This is a genomic window from Microbulbifer sp. ABF4_143, assembly GCF_056160225.1.
Genome location: NZ_JBSWWT010000008.1, coordinates 113593 through 132675, shown reverse-complemented (window position 1 = coordinate 132675; position 19083 = coordinate 113593). Strand labels below are relative to the sequence as shown.

Below are 19083 nucleotides of genomic sequence, written 5' to 3'. Positions count from 1 at the left end.
ACAAAGCTCCGGCTAGAACCTGAAGTTTTAAAAAAGGAGGCTGCGGGACGGCTCGGAGGGAAAATGGCGCGGAGCTGCGGTGACATTGGCGCCGCCCCGGCGGGCGGGAATAGCGGGAGAGACTCAACCCTGCTTGTCGAACTGTTCCAGGCGCGCCAGTAGCGGCGCCGCATCCGGTTCGGCCACGGCCGCTTCGCAACTGTGCAGCTGCAGGCGGCCGTAACTGTCTGCGCGGGCAAAGATCAGGTAGTGCTCGCCCTTTTTCAGCTTTCTGTCGCAGGACTCGAGCGCCACGCGGAAGGCGATCAGGCGGTTGGCCCGGCCTTTCCACAGGCGGCGGGATACGCCGGAGTAGACATAACCGGAAATCGCAACCATACCCGGCTCTGACAGGGCGTTGTCGATATCCCTGTGAATACCGGTCACCTGTACCTGGGCCACCAGGTCCGCCTGCGCGTACCGCTGTGCGAGGCTATCCTCGGCGCCATAGCGCGCGGCGTCCCGCCCTTCGCCGGACGGCGCTTCTTGCGCACCGGCTGTCGAAATACAGGCGGCTAAAAAACCGAAGATCAGTGCATTGCACCAGGGGCTTGTTGTTTTCCCGATTGTGGCCACGCGAACTCTCCATTTTTCGAAACACAGGGTCATTCCCGAGGGGAGTAAACGCCCCGTGCCGTTTTGCCACCCAATAAAAAGGGCACCGAGGTGCCCTTTTGCTGTGTCCCGAATGCAAAACGGCGTTCATGCCGTTTAGTGGCTCGGGCCATCCTGGCCCTCGCCCTTCGGGCAGCCTGCGGCTGCGCAAAACGGCATCCATGCCGTTTAGTGGCTCGGGCCATCCTGGCCCTCGCCCTTCGGGCAGCCTGCGGCTGCGCAAAACGGCATCCATGCCGTTTTGTCTCATATTATTTGAGGGGCAGCAACTCCAATTCCACGCGGCGGTTGGCCTGGCGGCCGGCTTCCGAGTCATTGCTGGCGATCGGGTAGCGCTCGCCGTAACCCACCGCCTGTACGCGGCCGGCGGCAACACCGCGGCCGGTGAAGAAGCTGGCGACGGAGTTGGCGCGGCGCTCACTCAGAGTCTGGTTGTAGACGTCAGAGCCGGTGCTGTCGGTGTGGCCACTGACGCGGATCGCAGTCTGGTCGAATTCCTTCAGTACGAGGACAACCGAATCCAGGGTGTCGTAGAAGTCGGTGCGGATCTCCGCGCGGTCGGTGGCAAAGGTGATATTGCCCGGCATAATCAGGCGGATATTGTCACCCTCGCGCTGCACCCTGACACCCGTTCCCTCCAGGCGCTGGCGCAGGGCCATTTCCTGGCGGTCCATGTAGTAGCCGATGCCACCGCCGATGGCCGCGCCCCCGACGGCACCGGTAATGGCGCCCTTCTTGCGGTCCTTCTTGCTCGCGGTAGCCGCACCGATGATGGCCCCGGCCACGGCACCGGCACCGGCGCCCTTGGCCGCATTACTGGTCTTGCTCTGCCCTGTATAGGGATCGAGGGTGGTACAACCTACCAGTGAGCCCAGTGCGAGAATTGCTACCCATTTTTTCATGTAAGGTTCTCCTAACGCATTGTCGATGAACGGGTGTTAAACGCGCGGCGCGCCAATTTGGCTCCGCGAATTGGGTGAAAGTATTGCCAGCTGCAGCTGACTGGCAGCTGAATCGGCCCCCTCTTTATGGGTACCGAAGCCTAGGGCGAATCCCCGGGCAGGTCTACCGTCTGCTCCACATTTGTGGCCGGAGGAACCTGCGGCCGCAGTTGCTCCGGCTGCACCGACCACCCCGGCGGTCTTCCACAAGTTCTGTGGATAACTCTGTGCATGAAGTGGTAAAAGGCGGCGCCAGGCGGCGCAGACTCTTGCCCCCAGCAATTTGCGCACTTTTTAAACTCCTGCATTTTCCCCTTAAAAAACAAAGAGTTACAAGTATTTCGAAATTTTGCGTACCAATTTTTGGCATGCGCCCACAGGCTGCGCGAGGCCCGGATCGACATGTGGAAAAAATTTGTCAATAGTTGACTGGCGGGCCGCGCATAAATTTTTTAGAAAAATTTCTGATTAGGGGCTTGCGCAAATGCACCGTCAGACATTAGTGCACGGTGGTGCTAACTGAGTCCCGCTACGGGCGTGACCGGGCACCGGGAATACGGTCATTTAATAGTGGGGCGGCTTTTCATTCCCACCCGCGTCGCCCCGCATCTCGAAGGCCAGGTCCTGGTACTTGTCCCCCAGTTCGCGCAGGCGCGCCATCAGGGCGCGGATATTGGCGTCCTGGGTAGCGATCACATCGTTGAGCTGGGACAGGGTGTCCTCCTGAAACGCCAGGCGGCTTTCCAGTTCCTCCACCCGCGCGGTCAGCTCCGCCAGTTTCCGTTCCATTACAGCAACCTATATAGATGTTCCACCAGGCTCACCGAGCGCCGGTCCATAAACAGGCTTTGCCCCAGCCGCGTGGTCACATAGCCGCAGCCAATGCCCCGCTCCGGGTCGGCAAAGCCGACACTGCCACCGGCGCCGGGATGGCCGAAGCCCCGCTCGCCGCCAAAGCGCAGATCCGCCGCCCTGCCGCTGCGGATAAACCCGCAGCCGAAACTCACCTCCGCCTGCAGCACCGCATCGCGCCCGTGACTCTGCTCGCGCGTTGCCTCCTGCACCAGCTCCGCCGGCAGGAGCGAGGGCACGTCCAGCGCCAGATCCCCGTAGACCGCCGCCAGGTCGCGGGCGCTGAAATGGCCGTTGGCAGCGGGGATCAGCGCGCCGCGCCACTCGGGGCTGTTGGTGCCCATCATCAGGCTCACAGGGTTGGTAAAGGCCATGGCCACGGGCCCCTTGCGGTCCTCTTTGATCGCCCGGCCGACGGCATTCTCGCGCAGCTCCGGCAGCGGCTGCTTCAGCGGGCCCACATCGGCGATACGGGTCGATCTATGGCCGAGGGCGCCGAAGCCCCCGTCCAGATCGAGGGGTTTGGCCAGCCCCTGGCGGTAAAGTTCCGCCAGCGGCGTGGACGAGACCCGCTCCAGCAGGCCGCCGAGACTCCAGCCGTACAAAAACGGGGCGTAGCCCTGGCGGCTGCCCGGCGCCCACCAGGGCTCCTCGGCCGCGGTCCGGGCGCAGGCGCCGGCCCAGTCGTAGATCAGGCCATCGGCGACCTTTTCCCGGAAGGCCACCAGGCCGGCGCGGTGGCACAGCAGCTGCCTGGCCGTCACCTGCGCCTTGCCGCCGGCGGCAAATTCCGGCCAGTAGTCGGCCACCGGGCGGTCCAGATCCAGGTTGCCGGCCGCCACCTGCTGCAGCGCCAGCAGGGCCAGCACCCCCTTGGAGGAGGAAAACACATTCGCCAGGGTATCTTCGGTATAGGGGGTTTCGCCCCCCCGGTCCGCGCTGCCCGCCCACAGGGACACGATCAGTTCGCCGTGCTGGCGCACCGCAAAGGCCGCGCCGGTGTCGCCACATTCGCGGAAGTTGCGCGCAAAGCTGTCGTAAAGCGCCTCAAAGCCGGGAGCGCAAAAGCCGTAGATATCCATGAGTCTCCGTCCAGCAGGAAATTCGAGGCGCAGTAGTGTAATGCTTCGCGCCAAATGGCGATACACCGCTTCCTTCCCCTGACAGGAACAAATCGTTAGCATGGCGCCAGCCAGAGGGGAGTACTTATGACAGAGCAGAAGGCAATCCAGGACCAGATACCCGGCAACCACTGCTTCGGCTGCGGGCCCGACAACGAGCGCGGACTGCGGATCAAGAGCTACTGGAACGGCGCGGACAAGACCCGCTGCGAGTTTGTGCCGCAGCCCCACCACAGCGCCGGCCCGCTCCAGTACTTGAACGGCGGAATCATCGCCACGGTGATCGACTGCCACACCATCTGCACGGCCATTGCCGATGGCTACCTCCAGGCCGGCCGCGAGGTGGGCACTGGGGACAAGATATGGTACGCGACCGGCAAGCTGGATGTGCGCTACCGCGCACCGGCGGCCATCGACAGCCCCGCCATCCTCGAGGCGAGCATCCTCGAGCGCAGCGAGCGGAAGACGCTGCTGCACTGCAGCCTCAGCAGTGGCGGACGGATCTGCGCCACGGCCGAAGTGGTTGCGGTGCGGGTGCCCGACAACTGGTAGCCGCGCCCCGCCGGCGTCAGTCCGGCATCTCCGGATCCGCCAGCTTGTAACCGCAGTGCTTGCAGTACTCGGCATCCCGGTCGTGGCCGGCGCGGCTGCAGTTGTCGCAGCGGTGCAGGGTGCGCTCGTGGCGCAACTCCGAGGCCAGCTCCGCGGTCACTATGCCGGTGGGCACGGCGATGATCGAATAGCCGATCAGCATGGTCAGGGCGGCGATCCCCTGCCCCACGGGGGTCTGCGGCGATATATCTCCGTAGCCCACGGTGGTGATGGTCACTATCGCCCAGTAGATGCTCTTCGGAATACTGGTAAACCCGTGCACGGGCCCCTCGACCAGAAACATCAGCGCCCCGAAGATAACGCACATCACCAGCACGCTGGCGTAGAAGACCAGTATCTTGCGCCGCGCCAGCCCGAGGCTGCGCAACAAGAGGTTCGCATCGCGCAGATAGCGCACCAGCTTGAGAATGCGGAATATACGCAGCACACGCAGCAGGCGGATAACCAGCAGGTAGCTGGCGCCGGTATACAACAGCGCGAGGTAGCTGGGCAGAATCGCCAGCAGGTCGACGATGCCGTAGAAACTGAAAATATAGGAGCGGCGATTTACCGCGCAGTAGATCCGCAGCAGGTATTCGACGGTAAACAGAGCGGTAAACAGCCACTCGAGGGCAAACAGCCACTCGCCGTAATGGCCGGCAATCTGCTCCACCGACGCCAGCATAACCAGCGCGACGCTGATCAGAATGGCCCAGATCAAAACGACATCGAAACCCCGACCCGCAGGGGTATCGGTGCCAAAGATCACTTCGTTGAGCCACTTGCGCCTGCCGGTCAGAGCCATGATCCCTCCAGAAAATAGCGACTATAACGCCAGCCCGGTGATACCGCCAGATGACAGCCGCGGCCCTTTCCCTGTAATCTAGGGAACCTCTGATTAAGTCCGTAATGTCTCTGGCTTTCAGAGGTTCCCTAGCGCGCCCGGATTGCACAGCCGACAGAATCTGCCATGAAAAGAGAAAATCGCCTGGTCTACTCAACCGATCGCGGCAGGATAAAAGAAGAGCCGCAACAGGAAAGCCGCCGCACCGGCGACGGCATAGTGCGCATTCAGCGGGAAACCAAGGGCCGTAAAGGCAAAGGCGTGACCTGTGTGCGCGGCCTGCCGGGCACCGATGCGGAACTGAAGCTGTTGCTCGCAGAGATGAAAAAGCGCTGCGGTTGCGGCGGCGCCCTCAAGGACGGTGTGATCGAAATTCAGGGCGACAAGCGCGACGAAATCAAGACGCTGCTCGAGGCCAAGGGCCACAGGGTGAAGCTGGCCGGTGGCTAGGGAACCTCTGAATAATTCCGCAATGCCTCTGCGGGACCTGAAGGCTGCAGCTGTTAGGCGCAGCTCGCCGCGAATGGCCCAGCCCTTTGCAAGAGCTGCAACGCCGCAGATGCGGCCTTCAGGCCCCGCCCTGCGGGGCTTGCAGAGCGATTCACACTCTGCGTTGCGGCTTCTTGAAAGGTCTAGACATTCCTGCGAAGCCGCGCCTTGATTGTGAACCGCTCTGCAAGCCAGAGGTATCGCGGAATTATTCAGAGGTTCCCTAGTTGAAAAAGTATTACTGACCATCCACCCGAATCAAGCGCAGGGGTTTCACATTCAGCGCCCGCTCCCGCTTTAAACAGATCTTTAGCAGTTTCGCCAGCTGGATGCGGTAGTGTTCCACAATAGCGGCTGCGGCGCTCTTGCATTTCAGTTCCATTGCCTGCAGCGCGTCCACCAGCTCCTGGCGCTGCACCGGCAGCTCGGGCGCGGGAGATCCTGCGCCCCGCTCCCGAAGAGCGTCTGCCAGGGCCAGCTTGCGCAGCGGCTCCGATTCATGCACCGCGGAGAAAACCCCCTCCAGCTCCTGGGCGGCCAGCGCAAAGTATTTCTGCACAAGCGCCCGCTGCCCTTCCGCCAGCGACAAGCGGTCGATCATCAGCCCGAGAATATCCGTGTAGTGCTCGAGTTTTTCCAGGCGCGGCTCCAGAGCGCTGTAGGCCGCCAGCCCGTCGAGCAGTTTGCCCGACGCCTCCCGCTCGCCGGCCGGCAGGGATTCCAGTGCGCGGCGGACGCGCAGATAGAAGACGCGGAAGATCTGCCGGACCTGCTCCTGTGCCTCCGCGCGGCGCGCGCGATTGTCGCGGATGCTCTCGTCCGCGGCCGCCGGTGTCGCGCCGCTGAGGGAATACGCCTGCGGCTGAATTTTTTCCTGTGCCCGGACGAGTCCCGCCCCCAGCCGCATGACGGCACCGCTGCGGCGCAGGTTTTGCAGGCGCTGGTTCAGATCGCGCAGCTCCACCAGTTTACCGCGCAGCCAGTCTATTGCGCCCTGCAGGTCCAGCGACCGCAGCTCTTCCCCGGCGGGCGCTTCCATCGGCAGGAAGAAACGCGGCGGCAATTGGTTAAAGTAATCTCCGACGATTTTCGCCGCCTGCTCGACCTCCTGACTCGCGCACAGCAGCAGGGAGTTCTCCACCGCCCGGCAGCCCTCGCCGGCCACCGCCGCACTGACGGCATCGCTCAGCCCCTCCAGGTCGTCGAACAGTTTGCGCGCGGAGAAGGCCCGCTGCAGCAGCGGCTCCAGTGCCAATGCCTCTGCCCGGGCAATCCGCTCGCTGTCCGCCGCCTGTGTTCGGTCCCAAGGGTCCCCGGGCTGCGCCATCGCCAGCTCGATATTGGAGCGAATCTCCCGATCCAGGCTGCAGCGCATCCAGCGCACCGCATCGGGGTAGTCCCGCAGGCGCTGGCCGGCGACCGCGGCCTCGCGGTTGATTTCCCCCACCATCAGCTCCGCGTACACCAGCTGGTGCCACTTCTCCGCAAAGGCGACAAAGCCCCCGCTGCCGAGCAACTGCGCGGCCCAGGCGTCACCGCGCCGCTCGATCCGCCGCGCAACCGGCGCGGTGAGCGCCCTGTGCAACAGAAACAGGCGATCCACCAGGGCCAGCGCCGGCCTGCCGCAACGGCACAGCAGCGCGTGCAGGGGTTTTTGCAGGCCGCTCGCCTCGCCGCTTGCACAGAGGATACTGCGCTCGTTTTCCAGCGCCCACTGCATCCGCTGCAGGCGGTCGGCGGTATCCAGCACCAGCCACGCGACAATGCCACCGAGCCTGCCGCGATAGGTGCCCAGTGCCCGCGCCACCAGGGCGAGCAGTTCGCGGCCGTCCAGGGACAGCACCGCGCCCAGGCCGATGCTGAGCGGCAGGCGCTGGCGGACTATCTCCGCCAGGCCCGGATCGGAAACGACCTCCACACCCGCGGTAACGTAAATCCGCTCCACTGACGGCAGCTGCGTTTTTTCCGCCAGCAGCTCCAGCAGCAGGTGCAGTCCTCGGGCGTCGGCGGCGTCCAGTGCCTTAGCGCCCGGCTCGACGGGATACAGGCGCCGGGAGGAGAAAAAAGGCAGTGCCAGCAGCGCGGCGACAAACCCGGCCAGCGCTATCGAGAGCGTGTTTACAGCCAAGCCGACAAAACCGGGCGCGCCGTCGAAGAAAGCCAAAAGGATCTGCCACAGGGCCCGCGCGGTCGCGTAGCCGCACAGGCACAACAGCGACAGAAACAGAGCCGGTACCAGGGCCGCGGGCAGGAACCCCAGCATCAGCTGAACCCGCCCGGCCACGCTCTCGCCCAGCGACGGCTGCAGGTCACCGAACAGCGCCGCCAGTTGGGCGCGGGCCCCGGCCGTCCCCTCGCCACCCTTTTTTTCCGCGGGCGGCGCACTCGCTGTGGCGGCGCCGCCCGACCGGGCGCGGCGTTTCTGCGCGAACTGCAACTTGGCGATCAGGGCGCGGTTGTCGAACTTGCCCGCGGGGAAGACCTCCACCCGCAGCCCGATCGTTTGCAGGCGGGAGCGGTATTCGACTACCTGTTGCGAGGTCAGCCGGTCCTTGATCACCCAGCCCTTGACCATCAGCCTACGCGCCTGGGGCAGCGGGAGGGAAAACGCCTTCGCCGCTTCCTGCAGCACTGCCTCCGCCGTCTTGCCACGCAGGGTCTTACCCGTGGAAACCAGCTGAAACTTTTCCTGGCCGGACACTTGAGCGCTCCTGTCAATTACTAGCCCGACAACGAAAAGTTGCCGGGTTAAATGTGACATCCAGTGTCACATGTCGGATGTTTGGAGGCGGGAGACTAAAAGAAACCCAGGGTGCGCGGTGCGCACTGGTTCTCACCAGGGGCGCGGTGGAGGGGGGGTTGATGCAAAGGGCGGCAGGGCGCACAGAAAAACTGAGAAGCGCAACCGGTCACACAAGTCTATTGCGGGGCGAACACCTGCAGCACCCGATCGGCCAGCTCCGCCAGGGAGAGCCCGCGGCCGCGCGGCTTGAACCAGCTGTGGGTATGGCTCAGGGCCCCGAGCAGCAGGCGGCGCGTCAGCGCCGGGTCGCCGCCGGCGCAACCGGCGGCGGCGATGGCCTCGAGCCAGATCTGCTCGTAATCCTGCCGCTGGCGCAGCACCAGTTTCTGGCTCGCCGGCGACAGGCTGCGCCACTCCACCACCAGTATCGAGAAACCGGGCACGGCGAGCCCGTGTATGGCCTCCAGTTCGCAGAGAATACAGGCGCGCAACCGCTCCCGCGGCGAGTCCGCCCGCGCCACCGCGCTGGCCATACGCGCGCGGGCGTACACGGTCACCTCCTGCATAACGCGGCAGAGTATCTCCTCCTTGCTGGAGAAGTGGTGAAAGATACTGCCGGAGAGTATCCCCACTTCGGCGGCGATATCCCGCACCGTGGTGCGGGCAAAGCCCTTCTGTTCAAACAGCCGGGCCGCCGCGTTCAGCAGCCGCCCGCGGGGAGAATCGGGGGCCGTCAGCAATCCCTCTTCCACCAGCGCCGCGATCAATTGCCGCGGCGACGGCGCTTCCCCATGCCCTGCTGGCGCCTGCGCGGATTTCTGCACCTCAGTCCCCTCGTCCGAAAGCCTACCATGCAACTATTGAATACCAAGCGCTTGCTTGGTAGCGTTATCACATTCTGCGCTTTCGACTTCGCCGGCGCAAGTTCCCGCGAGCGATCGGAGAGGACAATCGCTGATGCAACCCATCGAATCCCAGTTGGACAGCCGCTCGGCAGAGTTCAACGACAACCGCGCGGCCATGCTCGAGAAGATCGCGCTGTTTCGCGCCGCCGAACAGCAGCCAGTCGCGGCGGAGCGGCAGAAGTCCGAACGCTACCGGCAGCGCGGCTGGCTGCTGCCGAGGGAGCGCCTCAACCGGCTGCTGGACCCGGGCGCGCCCTTTGTCGAGCTGTGCGCACTGGCCGGCTACAAGCTCTACGACGACCGGGACGGCAGCGGTGCCGGCGGCGGTGCTATCTGCGGTATAGGTCAGGTTTCCGGCCGGCGCTGCATGATCCGGGTCGACAACTACGCGGTGAAAGGCGGAACCATCTCCCCGGCCGGTATGGAAAAGGCCCTGCGTATGCAGCAGATCGCGCTGGAAAACCGCCTGCCGTTCGTCACCCTGGCGCAGAGCGGCGGCGCCAACCTGATGTACGCCGCCGAGACCTTCGCCCCCGGCGGCCGCGGCTTTGCCAACCAGGCCCGCCTCTCGGCGGCGGGCATCCCCCAGATCACCGTGGTTCACGGCGGCGCCACCGCCGGCGGCGCCTATCAGCCCGGTCTGTCCGACTATGTGGTAATGGTGCGGGGCCAGACCGGCATGTACCTGGCCGGCCCACCGCTGCTACTGGCCGCCACCGGCGAGGTCGCCGACGAGGAGCGTCTGGGCGGGGCGGAAATGCACTGCCGCCAGTCCGGCAGCGGTGACTACCTCGCGGAAAACGACGCCGACGGCATCCGCATCGCGCGGGAGATAGTCGCCAGCCTGCCGCGCCCAGATCCCGACCCGCAGGCGCGGACCTACCCCGAGCCGCGCTATCCCATCGACGAACTGCTGGGACTGATACCCGCAGACAGCAAAAAACCCTACGACGTACGCGAGATACTTGCGCGCATCGCCGACGGCTCCGCACTGCTGGATTTCAAACCGGAGTACGACCGCCAGACATTCTGTGGCCACATCCGCATCGAGGGCTTTCCGCTCGGCGTCATCGGCAACAACGGCCCCATTACCCCCCGCGGCGCCGGCAAGGCCGCGCAGTTTATCCAGCTGTGCGAACAGAGCGGCACGCCGCTGCTATTTCTGCACAACACCACCGGTTTTATGGTGGGCACTGAAGTGGAGCAGGACGGCATCATCAAACAGGGCTCGAAACTGATCCAGGCGGTAGCCAACGCCACGGTGCCGAAAATCAGCATCGTGGTCGGCGGCTCCTACGGCGCCGGCAACTACGCCATGTGTGGCCGCGGCTTCGATCCGCGCTTTATCTTTGCCTGGCCGAACGCGCGCACCGCCGTTATGGGCGCGGCCCAGGCCGGCAGGGTGCTGCGCATTGTCACGGAACAAAAGATGCGGCGCGCCGGCCGGGTGGACGAGGCGGCCCTGGACAAGCTGGAAGCCGATACCGCCGCCTTTATGGAAGGCAGCGCCGATGCCATCGCCTGCAGCGCGCGCCTGTGGGACGACGGCATCATAGACCCGCGCGATACGCGCAAGCTGCTGGGCCTGCTGCTGGAGATCTGCCGCGAGGCGGAACGGTCGGCACCGAGGAAAAACAGCTTCGGCGTGGCGCGCTTCTGAGATCGCCGCGGAAACGGCCGGGGTCGCGCGCAAATCACACGGATCAGGTCAACGGGAATAAAAATAATGTTACTCAGCGACGAACACCGGGAGCTGCAGCGCACAGTGCGCCATTTCGTGCAGCAGGAAATCAACCCCCACATACCCGAATGGGAGAAGGCCGGCGCCTTTCCGATCCGTGAAATATTCCGCAGGCTTGGCGCGCTTGGGCTGCTCGGCATCAGCAAACCCCCGCACTACGGCGGTCTCGGGCTGGACTTCAGCTACGAGGCGGTGTTTCTCGAAGAGCTGGGCGCGGCCCACTGTGGCGGCGTGCCGCTTTCCATCGCGGTGCAGACCGCCATGTGCACACCGGCATTGGCCAATTTCGCCAGCGACGCGCTGCGCGAACAGTTCCTCGCCCCCGCGGTCCGCGGCGAGATGGTCGGCGCCATCGCGGTGTCCGAACCCGGCGCCGGCTCCGACGTGGCCGCGATCAAAACCACCGCGGTGGCCGATCGCGGCGACTATATCGTCAACGGCAGCAAGATGTGGATCACCAACGCGCCCTGCGCGGATTTCTTCTGCACCCTGGTCAACACCGGCGACGGCAAGCCCCACAAAAACAAGTCCCTGCTGATCATCCCGGCCAAATCTCCCGGCGTGCGCGTCGGCGAAAAGCTGGACAAACTGGGGATGCGCTCCTCGGAAACCGCGCCGGTATTTTTCGACAATGTGCGGGTGCCCCGGAGCCATCGCATCGGCGACGAGGGCGCCGGCTTTCTGCTGCAGATGCTGCAGTTCCAGGAGGAGCGCCTGGCCGGCGCTGCGCTCACCATCCGCGGCCTGGAGAACTGCGTCGCCGCCACCATCGACTATGCGCGCGAGCGCCGCACCTTCGACGCGCCGCTGCTCGACAACCAGACGGTGCACTTCGCGCTGGCGGAGATGCAGACCGAAGTGGAGTGCCTGCGCGCGCTGACCTGGCGCGCGGTGGAAGACTATGTGCGCGGCGAGGACGTCACCACCCTCGCCTCCATGGCCAAGCTCAAGGCCGGGCGCCTGTCCCGCCGCATTCCCGACCAGTGCCTGCAGTTCTGGGGCGGCATGGGCTACATCGAAGAGACGGCGGTCAACCGCGCCTATCGCGACTGCCGCCTGACCGCCATCGGCGGCGGCGCCGACGAGGTCATGCTGGGCATTATCTGCAAACTGATGGGCATACTGCCGCGCAGACATCAATCCGGTCGCTGAGGACACCTATGCACACATTCATTGCCAGGAGGCGCGCTACCGCTCAGTCGGCCCCCCTGAACGGGCCGGTGCAACACAACGCAGTCAACCGGCAGATGGCCGAAAAGCTGCTGCAAGAGAAGAGATCCCCGGAGTGGCAGTGCCGATGACCACACCCCCTACCCTGCTCGTCGCCAACCGCGGTGAAATCGCCCTGCGTATTTTGCGCAGCGCCCGCAACGAGGGTTACAGCACCGTCGCCATCTACAGCGACGCCGACCGCGACGCACCGCACGCGCGCCACGCCGACCGCGCCGTCGCCATCGGCGGCCAGACAGCGGCGGAGTCCTACCTGGATATCGGGCGGATCATTGCCGCGGCAAGAGATTCCGGCGCGACCGCCGTGCACCCCGGTTACGGTTTCCTGGCCGAGAATGCCGAATTCGCCCGCGCCTGTGCGGTGAACGGACTGCAATTTATCGGCCCCTCGGCGGAGGTGATCGAACTGATGGGCAACAAGCGCAAGGCCAAGGCGTTTGTTGCCGCCGCCGGCGTGCCCTGTATCCCCGGCGTCTCCCGGGACGGGCGGGACGACGACGCCCTGGCAGCGGAAGCGCGGCGCATCGGCTTCCCGCTGATGATCAAGGCCGCCGACGGCGGCGGCGGGCGCGGCATGCGCCTGGTGCGGGATGCGCACAGCTTTCCGGCACAGCTGCGTTCGGCGCGCAGCGAGGCGCTGAGTGCCTTCGGCAGCGACGAAATTATTCTGGAAAAGGCGCTGACCGACGCGCGCCATATCGAGATACAGGTGTTCGCCGACAGCCGTGGCAATGTCATTCACCTCGGCGAGCGCGACTGCTCTATCCAACGGCGCCACCAGAAGATCGTCGAGGAGTCGCCGTCGCCGGCGGTGGATGCGCAATTGCGCGAGCGGATGGGCGCCGCCGCCGTGCGCGCGGCCCGGGCCTGCCATTATGTCGGCGCCGGCACCGTGGAATTCCTGCTCGACGGCCAGGGCGATTTCTACTTTCTGGAGATGAACACCCGCCTGCAGGTGGAGCACCCGGTGACCGAAATGGTGACCGGCTACGACCTGGTCGCCTGGCAGTTGGCGGTGGCCCGCGGCGAGCCGCTGCCGGTTGCGCAGGCCCAGGTGCAGCGGCGCGGCCACGCCATCGAGGTGCGCCTCTGCGCGGAGGATCCGGAAAACCAGTTTCTGCCCCAGTCCGGCCCCGTCCTCCACTGGCGACAGCCGCGCGCCGAGGGCGTCCGCATAGACCACGGGATACGCGCGGGGCTCGAAATCCCGCCCTTCTACGACCCGATGCTCGGCAAGCTGATCGCCTGGGGCCGGGACCGGGAGGAGGCGCGGCGGCGCCTGCTGCGCGCGCTCGACGCGATGGAATTTATCGGGCCCGCGAACAATATCCACTTTCTGCAGCAGCTGCTGCAGCATCCGCAATTCGGCGCCGGCCGCACCGATACCGGATTCCTGGAAAACGCGTTTCCGCAAATCGAGGCGCCTGAGCCGGAAGCGGAGATGCTCGCCGTGGCCGCGGTACTGAATCACCAGTGCCAGCTGAGCGCGGCCGACCGCCGCAGCGGGCGCGCCAACTGGCGCAGCGGCGACAACAGCCTTCCGCTACACTACCGCCTGCGCTGTGAAACGCGCACCTTCGACTGCCACCTCAGCTGCCGGGGCGGAAACGAATACCTCGCGACCCTGGACGGGCGGGATTTCCATATCGAGCTGGAGCAGTATGCGCAGCGGCGCGCGCGCCTGACCGTCGACGGCGTGCGCAGAAACCAGGCGTTTATCCGCACCGGCGATATCCTCCAGCTGCTGTGGGGCGGGCGCCAGTGGCAGCTGCGGGATATCACCCAGGCGCCGGCGAGCAGCGCCGACAGTGCCGGCAGCGGCCGGATCACCGCGCCGATGGACGGCTGTGTAGTGGAAATACTCGTCGGCGCCGGACAGCGCGTGCGCCGCGGGGAGACACTCGCGGTGATGGAGGCGATGAAGATGGAGCACCCGCTCAAAGCCGATTGCGACGGCACCGTCACTAAGCTGGCGGCCGCCGCCGGCGAACAGGTGCGCGGCGGCCAGCTGCTGGCGCAGATAGAGATCGGGGCCGCAGTCGCCGATAGAGACCCGGCTGCGAGCGAAACCTGAGAAACGCGATGCTCGACTACCCGACCATCAAGCTCATTCACATCACCTGCGCGGTACTGACGGTTTCGCTATTCGTACTGCGCGTGCTTCTGGATTTTTTCGGGCGCACAGGGTGGCGGCGGACACCGCTGCGCTGGGTGCCGCACCTGAACGACACGCTGCTGCTGGGCGCCGCCGTCGCACTGGCGTTCATCGGCGGCTGGAATCCGCTGCGATACCCCTGGCTCGCAGCCAAGATAGTGCTGTTGCTGGGTTATATCGCAGCCGGTGTGATCGCGCTTCGCCAGTCGCTGCGCCTGCGCCCGCGGCTTATTGCTTTCGCCTGCGCTCTGCTGCAGGTGGCGCTGATCTTCTACCTGGCGATACAGAAACCGCAGATTTTCCATTGACCTGGGAATCAAATAGTTCGGTCCGGCCGCTATCTCGGCGCCTTTGGCCCCGAACTATTTGCCTGTCGCCCGCACTTCACTCGACGGCACACGGCCGTGCCAAACCAGCCCGCAAAGTCAGCGCGCGTCGCCGTCCCAGACATCGTGCTCTATACCGCCGATATCATACTGGCGCGCATCGAAAACCGGCTCTTCGATGCCCTTCGCCCGCTGTGCCTCGTAGTCTCCCAGCACCTTGAAGGCCACCCCCGACAGCAGCAGTATCGCCAGCAGGTTTGCCGAGGCCATAAAGCCCATGGACATATCGGCCATATTCCACAGCAGCGCAAAATTGTCCGAACTGCCGCTGTAGGCGACCCAGGCCCCGAACAGAATAAAGGCGATGTAGAGCAGCCGGTAACAGAAAATCGACAGGCGCGAATGCCACAGGTAAAAGATATTGGTTTCCGCGTAGTAGTAGTTGGCGATAATCGAGGTAAAAGCGAAGAAAAGCAGCGCCACGGCCACGAAGCTGCCGCCCCAGGCACCCACCTCGCTGGCCAGCGCATCCTGGGTCAGGGTCACGCCCTCGATATTGCCGACCATATGCACATCCGCCAGCAGTATGATCGCCGCGGTGGCGGTGCAGATCAGGATGGTATCGAGAAATACCGAGGCCATCTGCACATAGCCCTGCACCGCCGGGTGTTTGACATCCGCCGCGGCGCCCACGTTCGGGGACGACCCCATACCCGCCTCGTTGGAAAACAGGCCGCGCTTGATGCCATTGGCGACCACCGCGCCGAACGCGCCGGCTCCCGCCTCTTCATAACCGAAGGCGTTGCCGAATATTTCCGCCAAAACCTTCGGCAGCTCGCCCAGATTCATCAGTATCACGGCGAAGGCCACGGCCAGATAGGCCAGGGCCATAAAGGGCACGACGATTCCGGCGAAGCGCCCGATGGAGTGGATGCCGCCGAAGACGATGATCGCCGCAAGCAGCGCCACCACCAGCCCCACCAGCAGCGGATTCACGCCCCAGGCGCCACTGATGGCCTCCGCCATCGCGTTGGATTGCACCGCGTTGAAAAAGAACCCAAAGCAGATCACCAGAAAGACGGAGAAGAGCACCGCCAGCCATTTCCACCGTTTGCCGAGCCCCTTCTCGATGTAGTAGGCGGGGCCGCCGCGAAAAGTACCGTGTTCCTCGCCGCGTTCCTTGAAGGTCTGCGCCAGCGTGTTCTCCACGAAACTGGTGGCCATGCCCACCCAGGCCACCACCCACATCCAGAAGACCGCACCCGGCCCGCCGGCAGTAATGGCCACCGCCACTCCGGCGATATTGCCGGTACCGACCCGGGCCGCGGCGCTGGTGGCGAACGCCTGGAAGGAGGACACGGAATCGTAGTGTTCCTTGCGGAAACTGCGCTTCATCACCGCGAGCATATGTCCGAAGTGGCGAAACTGGATAAAGCGGCTGTGCCAAGTGAAATAGATACCGGCCGGCAGCAGGCCCGCCACCAGTATTCCGAGCCACCAGATGCCACCTATACCACCCCAGGTAATCGCGTTGCCCCAGCCGATAAAGCCGCCGAGGGTATCGAGTAAGGCCTGCATGTGCACTCCGTATAGATTTTTTTGACTCCCCTCATGACGCGTAAAAGCCTTCTGAGACAAGCCTCATCACAAACAATCGTTATCTCCAGTGCCGCAGTGGCTCATTGAAAGAAACCCCCACTGCTATACTGCTTACGATGTAACGACGCGCTTTAGACACCCTTCAGTAAACAGTAAAGCCCAACCAACCCACTCACGAATCCGTCAAGGCCGATGAACCTACAGTTACTCGCGAAAATTGGCGCAGGGTTACTACTAATTTCCTCCCTTGCACATGCCGACAAAATCGTGCACGACGCCGAATACTACATCTTGAAAGCCCAGAATGGAGAAAAATGGGCGCAACAGGATAGAATCGTGTCGCAAAAACTCGCAGCCTTCAAAAGGCGCAATGGCGGAAATCCCCCCAATATTGTTTACATCCTTATTGACGACATCGGCTTTGGGGATCTTGGCAGTGAGACTCTGAATGCCATTCGGGGTTATAAGACACCTTCGATCAACGAATTTGCAAAGGAAGGCATGCGCGTGGCTCGTTTTTATACGGAGCCCTCCTGTACTCCCACTCGCGTCGCCTTTATGACCGGCCGACAGCCGTACCGCAATGGAATGGGGAATACATCGGTCGATATTTCAGGTTTTGGACTAGCGGAAGGGGAGGTCACACTCGCCGAGATTCTTTCTGCCTCCGGCTACAACACCGTGCACATTGGAAAATGGCATATGGGCGACATTCGGGAAGCGTGGCCGAACTTTCAGGGTTTCGATTATACTGCATTTCCGATTCATCAGCAGGGGCAGCTAAGCATATTCCACGACGACGCAGCGGATGAAGAGGTATCAATCGGCATCGGCGACAACAACTATGACAACCGCTTCACCATGGACCGCTGGTTACGCACTGATGCCTCGGCCATGGTCACCGGTGTGGAAGGCACTCGCAACAAGGACGTGCGGGAAGTGCACATGAAGCCCGGAGAACGCTGGAATGAGGCCAAATACCATGAAATGAATGTGCGATATCAAGAGCAGGCCATGGAGCAGCTGCGCAAACTGGCGTCGGCGAACAAACCGTTTTTCCTGAATTACTGGCCCCTCTACCCACTAACCGGGCCACGAACAACTACCGACCGCTACACCACCCCAAATGGTGGTCACTACGTGGAAAAAATGAAGCTGGTGGACCAGTGGATCGGCGAGATGATGAGCGAGATAGACTCACTGGGGATTGCCGACAACACCGTCGTCATCATCATGAGCGATAACGGCCACTTCACCAAATACTCGTCAAAATCCGGCTATACGCCGTTGATTTTCCGCGGCGGCAAGGGGGATACGACGGAAGGAGGGGTGCGGGTGGACGCCTTTGTTCGCTGGCCGGATATGATTGAGGCTGGCTCCGTGGTTGGGGATATAGTACACGTATCCGATCTATTCACCACCCTGGCCCGCATCGCGGATGCTACTGACGAAATCCCCACCGACCGCATTATCGATGGGGTCGACCAGACAGCTCTCTGGCTGGATGGCGAGACCCATGGCCGGCGCGACTATGTCTTCCTCTACAACATTGACACACTGGAGGCCGTGGTTAAGGAGCAGTATAAACTGGCCTTTCCCGGCTCAATCAAGAATGCAATTCTAGCTGAGTTTTACGATTTGTTCCGGGATCCCCGTGAGGAACATCCGGTTTCAACCGAGTTGGGCGCCTGGGGTGGAGGTAAGTTCGTACGGATGATTCAGCGCCATATGACCCGTAAAAAGAAATACCCGGACAGCGGGCCCGCGACGGGAATTCCCTATGAAGGAATAGAGAACCTGCGACCGGAATCCAAAGAGGCGGTCGAGCAGTTCCTGTTTATGCAGAAAACGCCGGAAATGTAACGTTTTCGCTATCAGTACCGCACCGCTTGCCAGCGGTATTGCAGGAAAGCAATCCCGCGATGTCCGCTAACCATGTGATAATAGAAATATCTCCCGCGCGCGCTCAGGCGACACCACCGCGCGCCCGCAGTCCTCGGCGATGCCCACCAGCGCCTCGATCAACTGACCGTTGCCACCGGCGCGCTCACCACCGGGGAGATAGAAGGTGTCCTCGACGCCGCTGCGCAGGTGTCCGCCCATTTCCGCGGTCTTGCGATGTAGTGGCCATATCTCCCCGCGGCCGATCAGCGTCGTCTGCCACAGGGCGCCCGGCTTCATATATTTCGGCAGCAGCTGCAGTAGCTCCACATCCGCCGGCATACCGGAGGCCACGCCCATCACCAGATTGTAGTTGGGCCTGTCCACCATGCCCACGTCGCTGAACATGCCCACCGAGCGCACTATACCGACATCGAAGCATTCGAACTCGGGGCGGGTGCCGGTTTCCCTGCAGACCTCCAGCAGCTCCTGCACCTTTTCCACCGGATTTTCGAACAGCAGCGGCGGCCAGGCCCAGGTGCCGTTGGCGCGCGCCTTGAGGTAGTTGAGACTGCCGGCATTGCAGGCGGCGATTTCCGGCCGGCCGGCGCGGATGCACTCCAGCGCGCCCCGCTGGTCGCGGCCGATGGTGCCGGTGGTGAAATTCAGCAATACGCCCGGACAGGCGTCGCGAATCGCGTCGGCAATCGCGAGCGCCACATCAGGGTCCCAACTGGGCAGGTGCCCCCTGCCCGGCTCCTGCGCTCGGAAGTGCACATGCATGACCGAGGCGCCGGCGTCGTAGGCCTCGCGCGCAGACTGGGCCATCTGCGCCGGAGTCACCGGCACCGGGTGCTGCTCGGGATTGGTCAGCACCCCGGTCAGGGCACAGGTAATCACCACCTCATCGGACATCGCAGCGCCTCCTGAATTATCTTTATTGAGATGCGGACATTCATTGAGATGCGGACATTCATTGAGATGCGGACATTCCGGCCGCCCTATGCCCGC

Annotated in this window: 16 protein-coding genes; 7 read left to right on the top strand and 9 right to left on the bottom strand. The window is 63.6% G+C overall.

The window, feature by feature from the left end; translation table 11 throughout:
- Window positions 1–123: 123 nt before the first annotated feature.
- From ACXAF3_RS08455 to ACXAF3_RS08440, 4 genes are all read right to left on the bottom strand, one after another.
- Window positions 124–615 carry a hypothetical protein gene (locus ACXAF3_RS08455; RefSeq protein ID WP_475111856.1) on the bottom strand — a complete coding sequence of 164 codons (492 nt, stop codon included), beginning with the start codon at window positions 613–615 and terminating at the stop codon, window positions 124–126.
- 290 nt (window positions 616–905) lie between these two features.
- Window positions 906–1556, bottom strand: a complete 651-nt coding sequence (locus ACXAF3_RS08450) for a YiaD family glycine zipper/OmpA-like lipoprotein (RefSeq protein ID WP_475111855.1) — start codon at window positions 1554–1556, stop codon at window positions 906–908.
- Between the two features lie 603 nt (window positions 1557–2159).
- A complete protein-coding gene (locus tag ACXAF3_RS08445; RefSeq protein ID WP_475111854.1) occupies window positions 2160–2384 on the bottom strand; it encodes a SlyX family protein in 225 nt (74 codons plus the stop codon).
- Complete coding sequence (locus ACXAF3_RS08440) at window positions 2384–3529, bottom strand: serine hydrolase domain-containing protein (RefSeq protein WP_475111853.1); 1146 nt, start codon at window positions 3527–3529, stop codon at window positions 2384–2386. Before ACXAF3_RS08440 ends, ACXAF3_RS08445 begins: the two co-directional genes overlap by 1 nt.
- Before the next feature lie 126 nt (window positions 3530–3655).
- On the opposite strand from ACXAF3_RS08440, the gene ACXAF3_RS08435 reads away from it, so the two are divergent.
- Window positions 3656–4120 (top strand): PaaI family thioesterase, encoded by a 465-nt coding sequence (locus tag ACXAF3_RS08435; protein WP_475111852.1) that lies wholly within the window; start codon window positions 3656–3658, stop codon window positions 4118–4120.
- A 16-nt stretch (window positions 4121–4136) separates the two neighbouring features.
- Here the strand turns inward: ACXAF3_RS08435 and ACXAF3_RS08430 are convergent, their stop codons facing one another.
- A complete protein-coding gene (locus ACXAF3_RS08430; RefSeq protein WP_475111851.1) occupies window positions 4137–4964 on the bottom strand; it encodes an ion transporter in 828 nt (275 codons plus the stop codon).
- Between the two features lie 165 nt (window positions 4965–5129).
- Here ACXAF3_RS08430 and yciH point away from each other — a divergent pair, with 165 nt between their 5' ends.
- Window positions 5130–5453, top strand: coding sequence for a stress response translation initiation inhibitor YciH (yciH, locus tag ACXAF3_RS08425; RefSeq protein ID WP_475111850.1), 324 nt, complete (start codon window positions 5130–5132; stop codon window positions 5451–5453).
- A 277-nt stretch (window positions 5454–5730) separates the two neighbouring features.
- On the opposite strand, the gene ACXAF3_RS08420 is transcribed toward yciH, so the two are convergent.
- On the bottom strand, window positions 5731–8193 hold the full coding sequence (locus ACXAF3_RS08420) for a hypothetical protein (protein ID WP_475111849.1): 2463 nt from the start codon (window positions 8191–8193) through the stop codon (window positions 5731–5733).
- Window positions 8194–8411: 218 nt separating this feature from the next.
- The gene (locus tag ACXAF3_RS08415) at window positions 8412–9059 is read right to left on the bottom strand and encodes a TetR/AcrR family transcriptional regulator (protein WP_475111848.1); all 648 of its coding nucleotides are present in this window, start codon (window positions 9057–9059) and stop codon (window positions 8412–8414) included.
- A gap of 133 nt (window positions 9060–9192) precedes the next feature.
- Here ACXAF3_RS08415 and ACXAF3_RS08410 point away from each other — a divergent pair, with 133 nt between their 5' ends.
- From ACXAF3_RS08410 to ACXAF3_RS08395, 4 genes are all read left to right on the top strand, one after another.
- Window positions 9193–10800, top strand: a complete 1608-nt coding sequence (locus ACXAF3_RS08410) for an acyl-CoA carboxylase subunit beta (protein ID WP_475111847.1) — start codon at window positions 9193–9195, stop codon at window positions 10798–10800.
- Window positions 10801–10866: 66 nt separating this feature from the next.
- The gene (locus ACXAF3_RS08405) at window positions 10867–12033 is read left to right on the top strand and encodes an acyl-CoA dehydrogenase family protein (protein WP_475111846.1); all 1167 of its coding nucleotides are present in this window, start codon (window positions 10867–10869) and stop codon (window positions 12031–12033) included.
- Between the two features lie 145 nt (window positions 12034–12178).
- Window positions 12179–14185, top strand: coding sequence for an acetyl/propionyl/methylcrotonyl-CoA carboxylase subunit alpha (locus tag ACXAF3_RS08400; protein ID WP_475111845.1), 2007 nt, complete (start codon window positions 12179–12181; stop codon window positions 14183–14185).
- Window positions 14186–14193: 8 nt separating this feature from the next.
- Entirely contained in the window at window positions 14194–14574 is a 381-nt protein-coding gene (locus tag ACXAF3_RS08395; RefSeq protein ID WP_475111844.1) for a SirB2 family protein, read from the top strand.
- A 117-nt stretch (window positions 14575–14691) separates the two neighbouring features.
- Here ACXAF3_RS08395 and ACXAF3_RS08390 read toward each other — a convergent pair whose 3' ends face one another.
- Complete coding sequence (locus ACXAF3_RS08390) at window positions 14692–16170, bottom strand: alanine/glycine:cation symporter family protein (protein WP_475111843.1); 1479 nt, start codon at window positions 16168–16170, stop codon at window positions 14692–14694.
- A 213-nt stretch (window positions 16171–16383) separates the two neighbouring features.
- On the opposite strand from ACXAF3_RS08390, the gene ACXAF3_RS08385 reads away from it, so the two are divergent.
- Window positions 16384–18054, top strand: coding sequence for a sulfatase-like hydrolase/transferase (locus ACXAF3_RS08385; protein ID WP_475111842.1), 1671 nt, complete (start codon window positions 16384–16386; stop codon window positions 18052–18054).
- Between the two features lie 66 nt (window positions 18055–18120).
- Here ACXAF3_RS08385 and ACXAF3_RS08380 read toward each other — a convergent pair whose 3' ends face one another.
- Window positions 18121–18987, bottom strand: a complete 867-nt coding sequence (locus ACXAF3_RS08380; RefSeq protein ID WP_475111841.1) for a beta-keto acid cleavage family enzyme — start codon at window positions 18985–18987, stop codon at window positions 18121–18123.
- Window positions 18988–19083 lie beyond the last annotated feature (96 nt).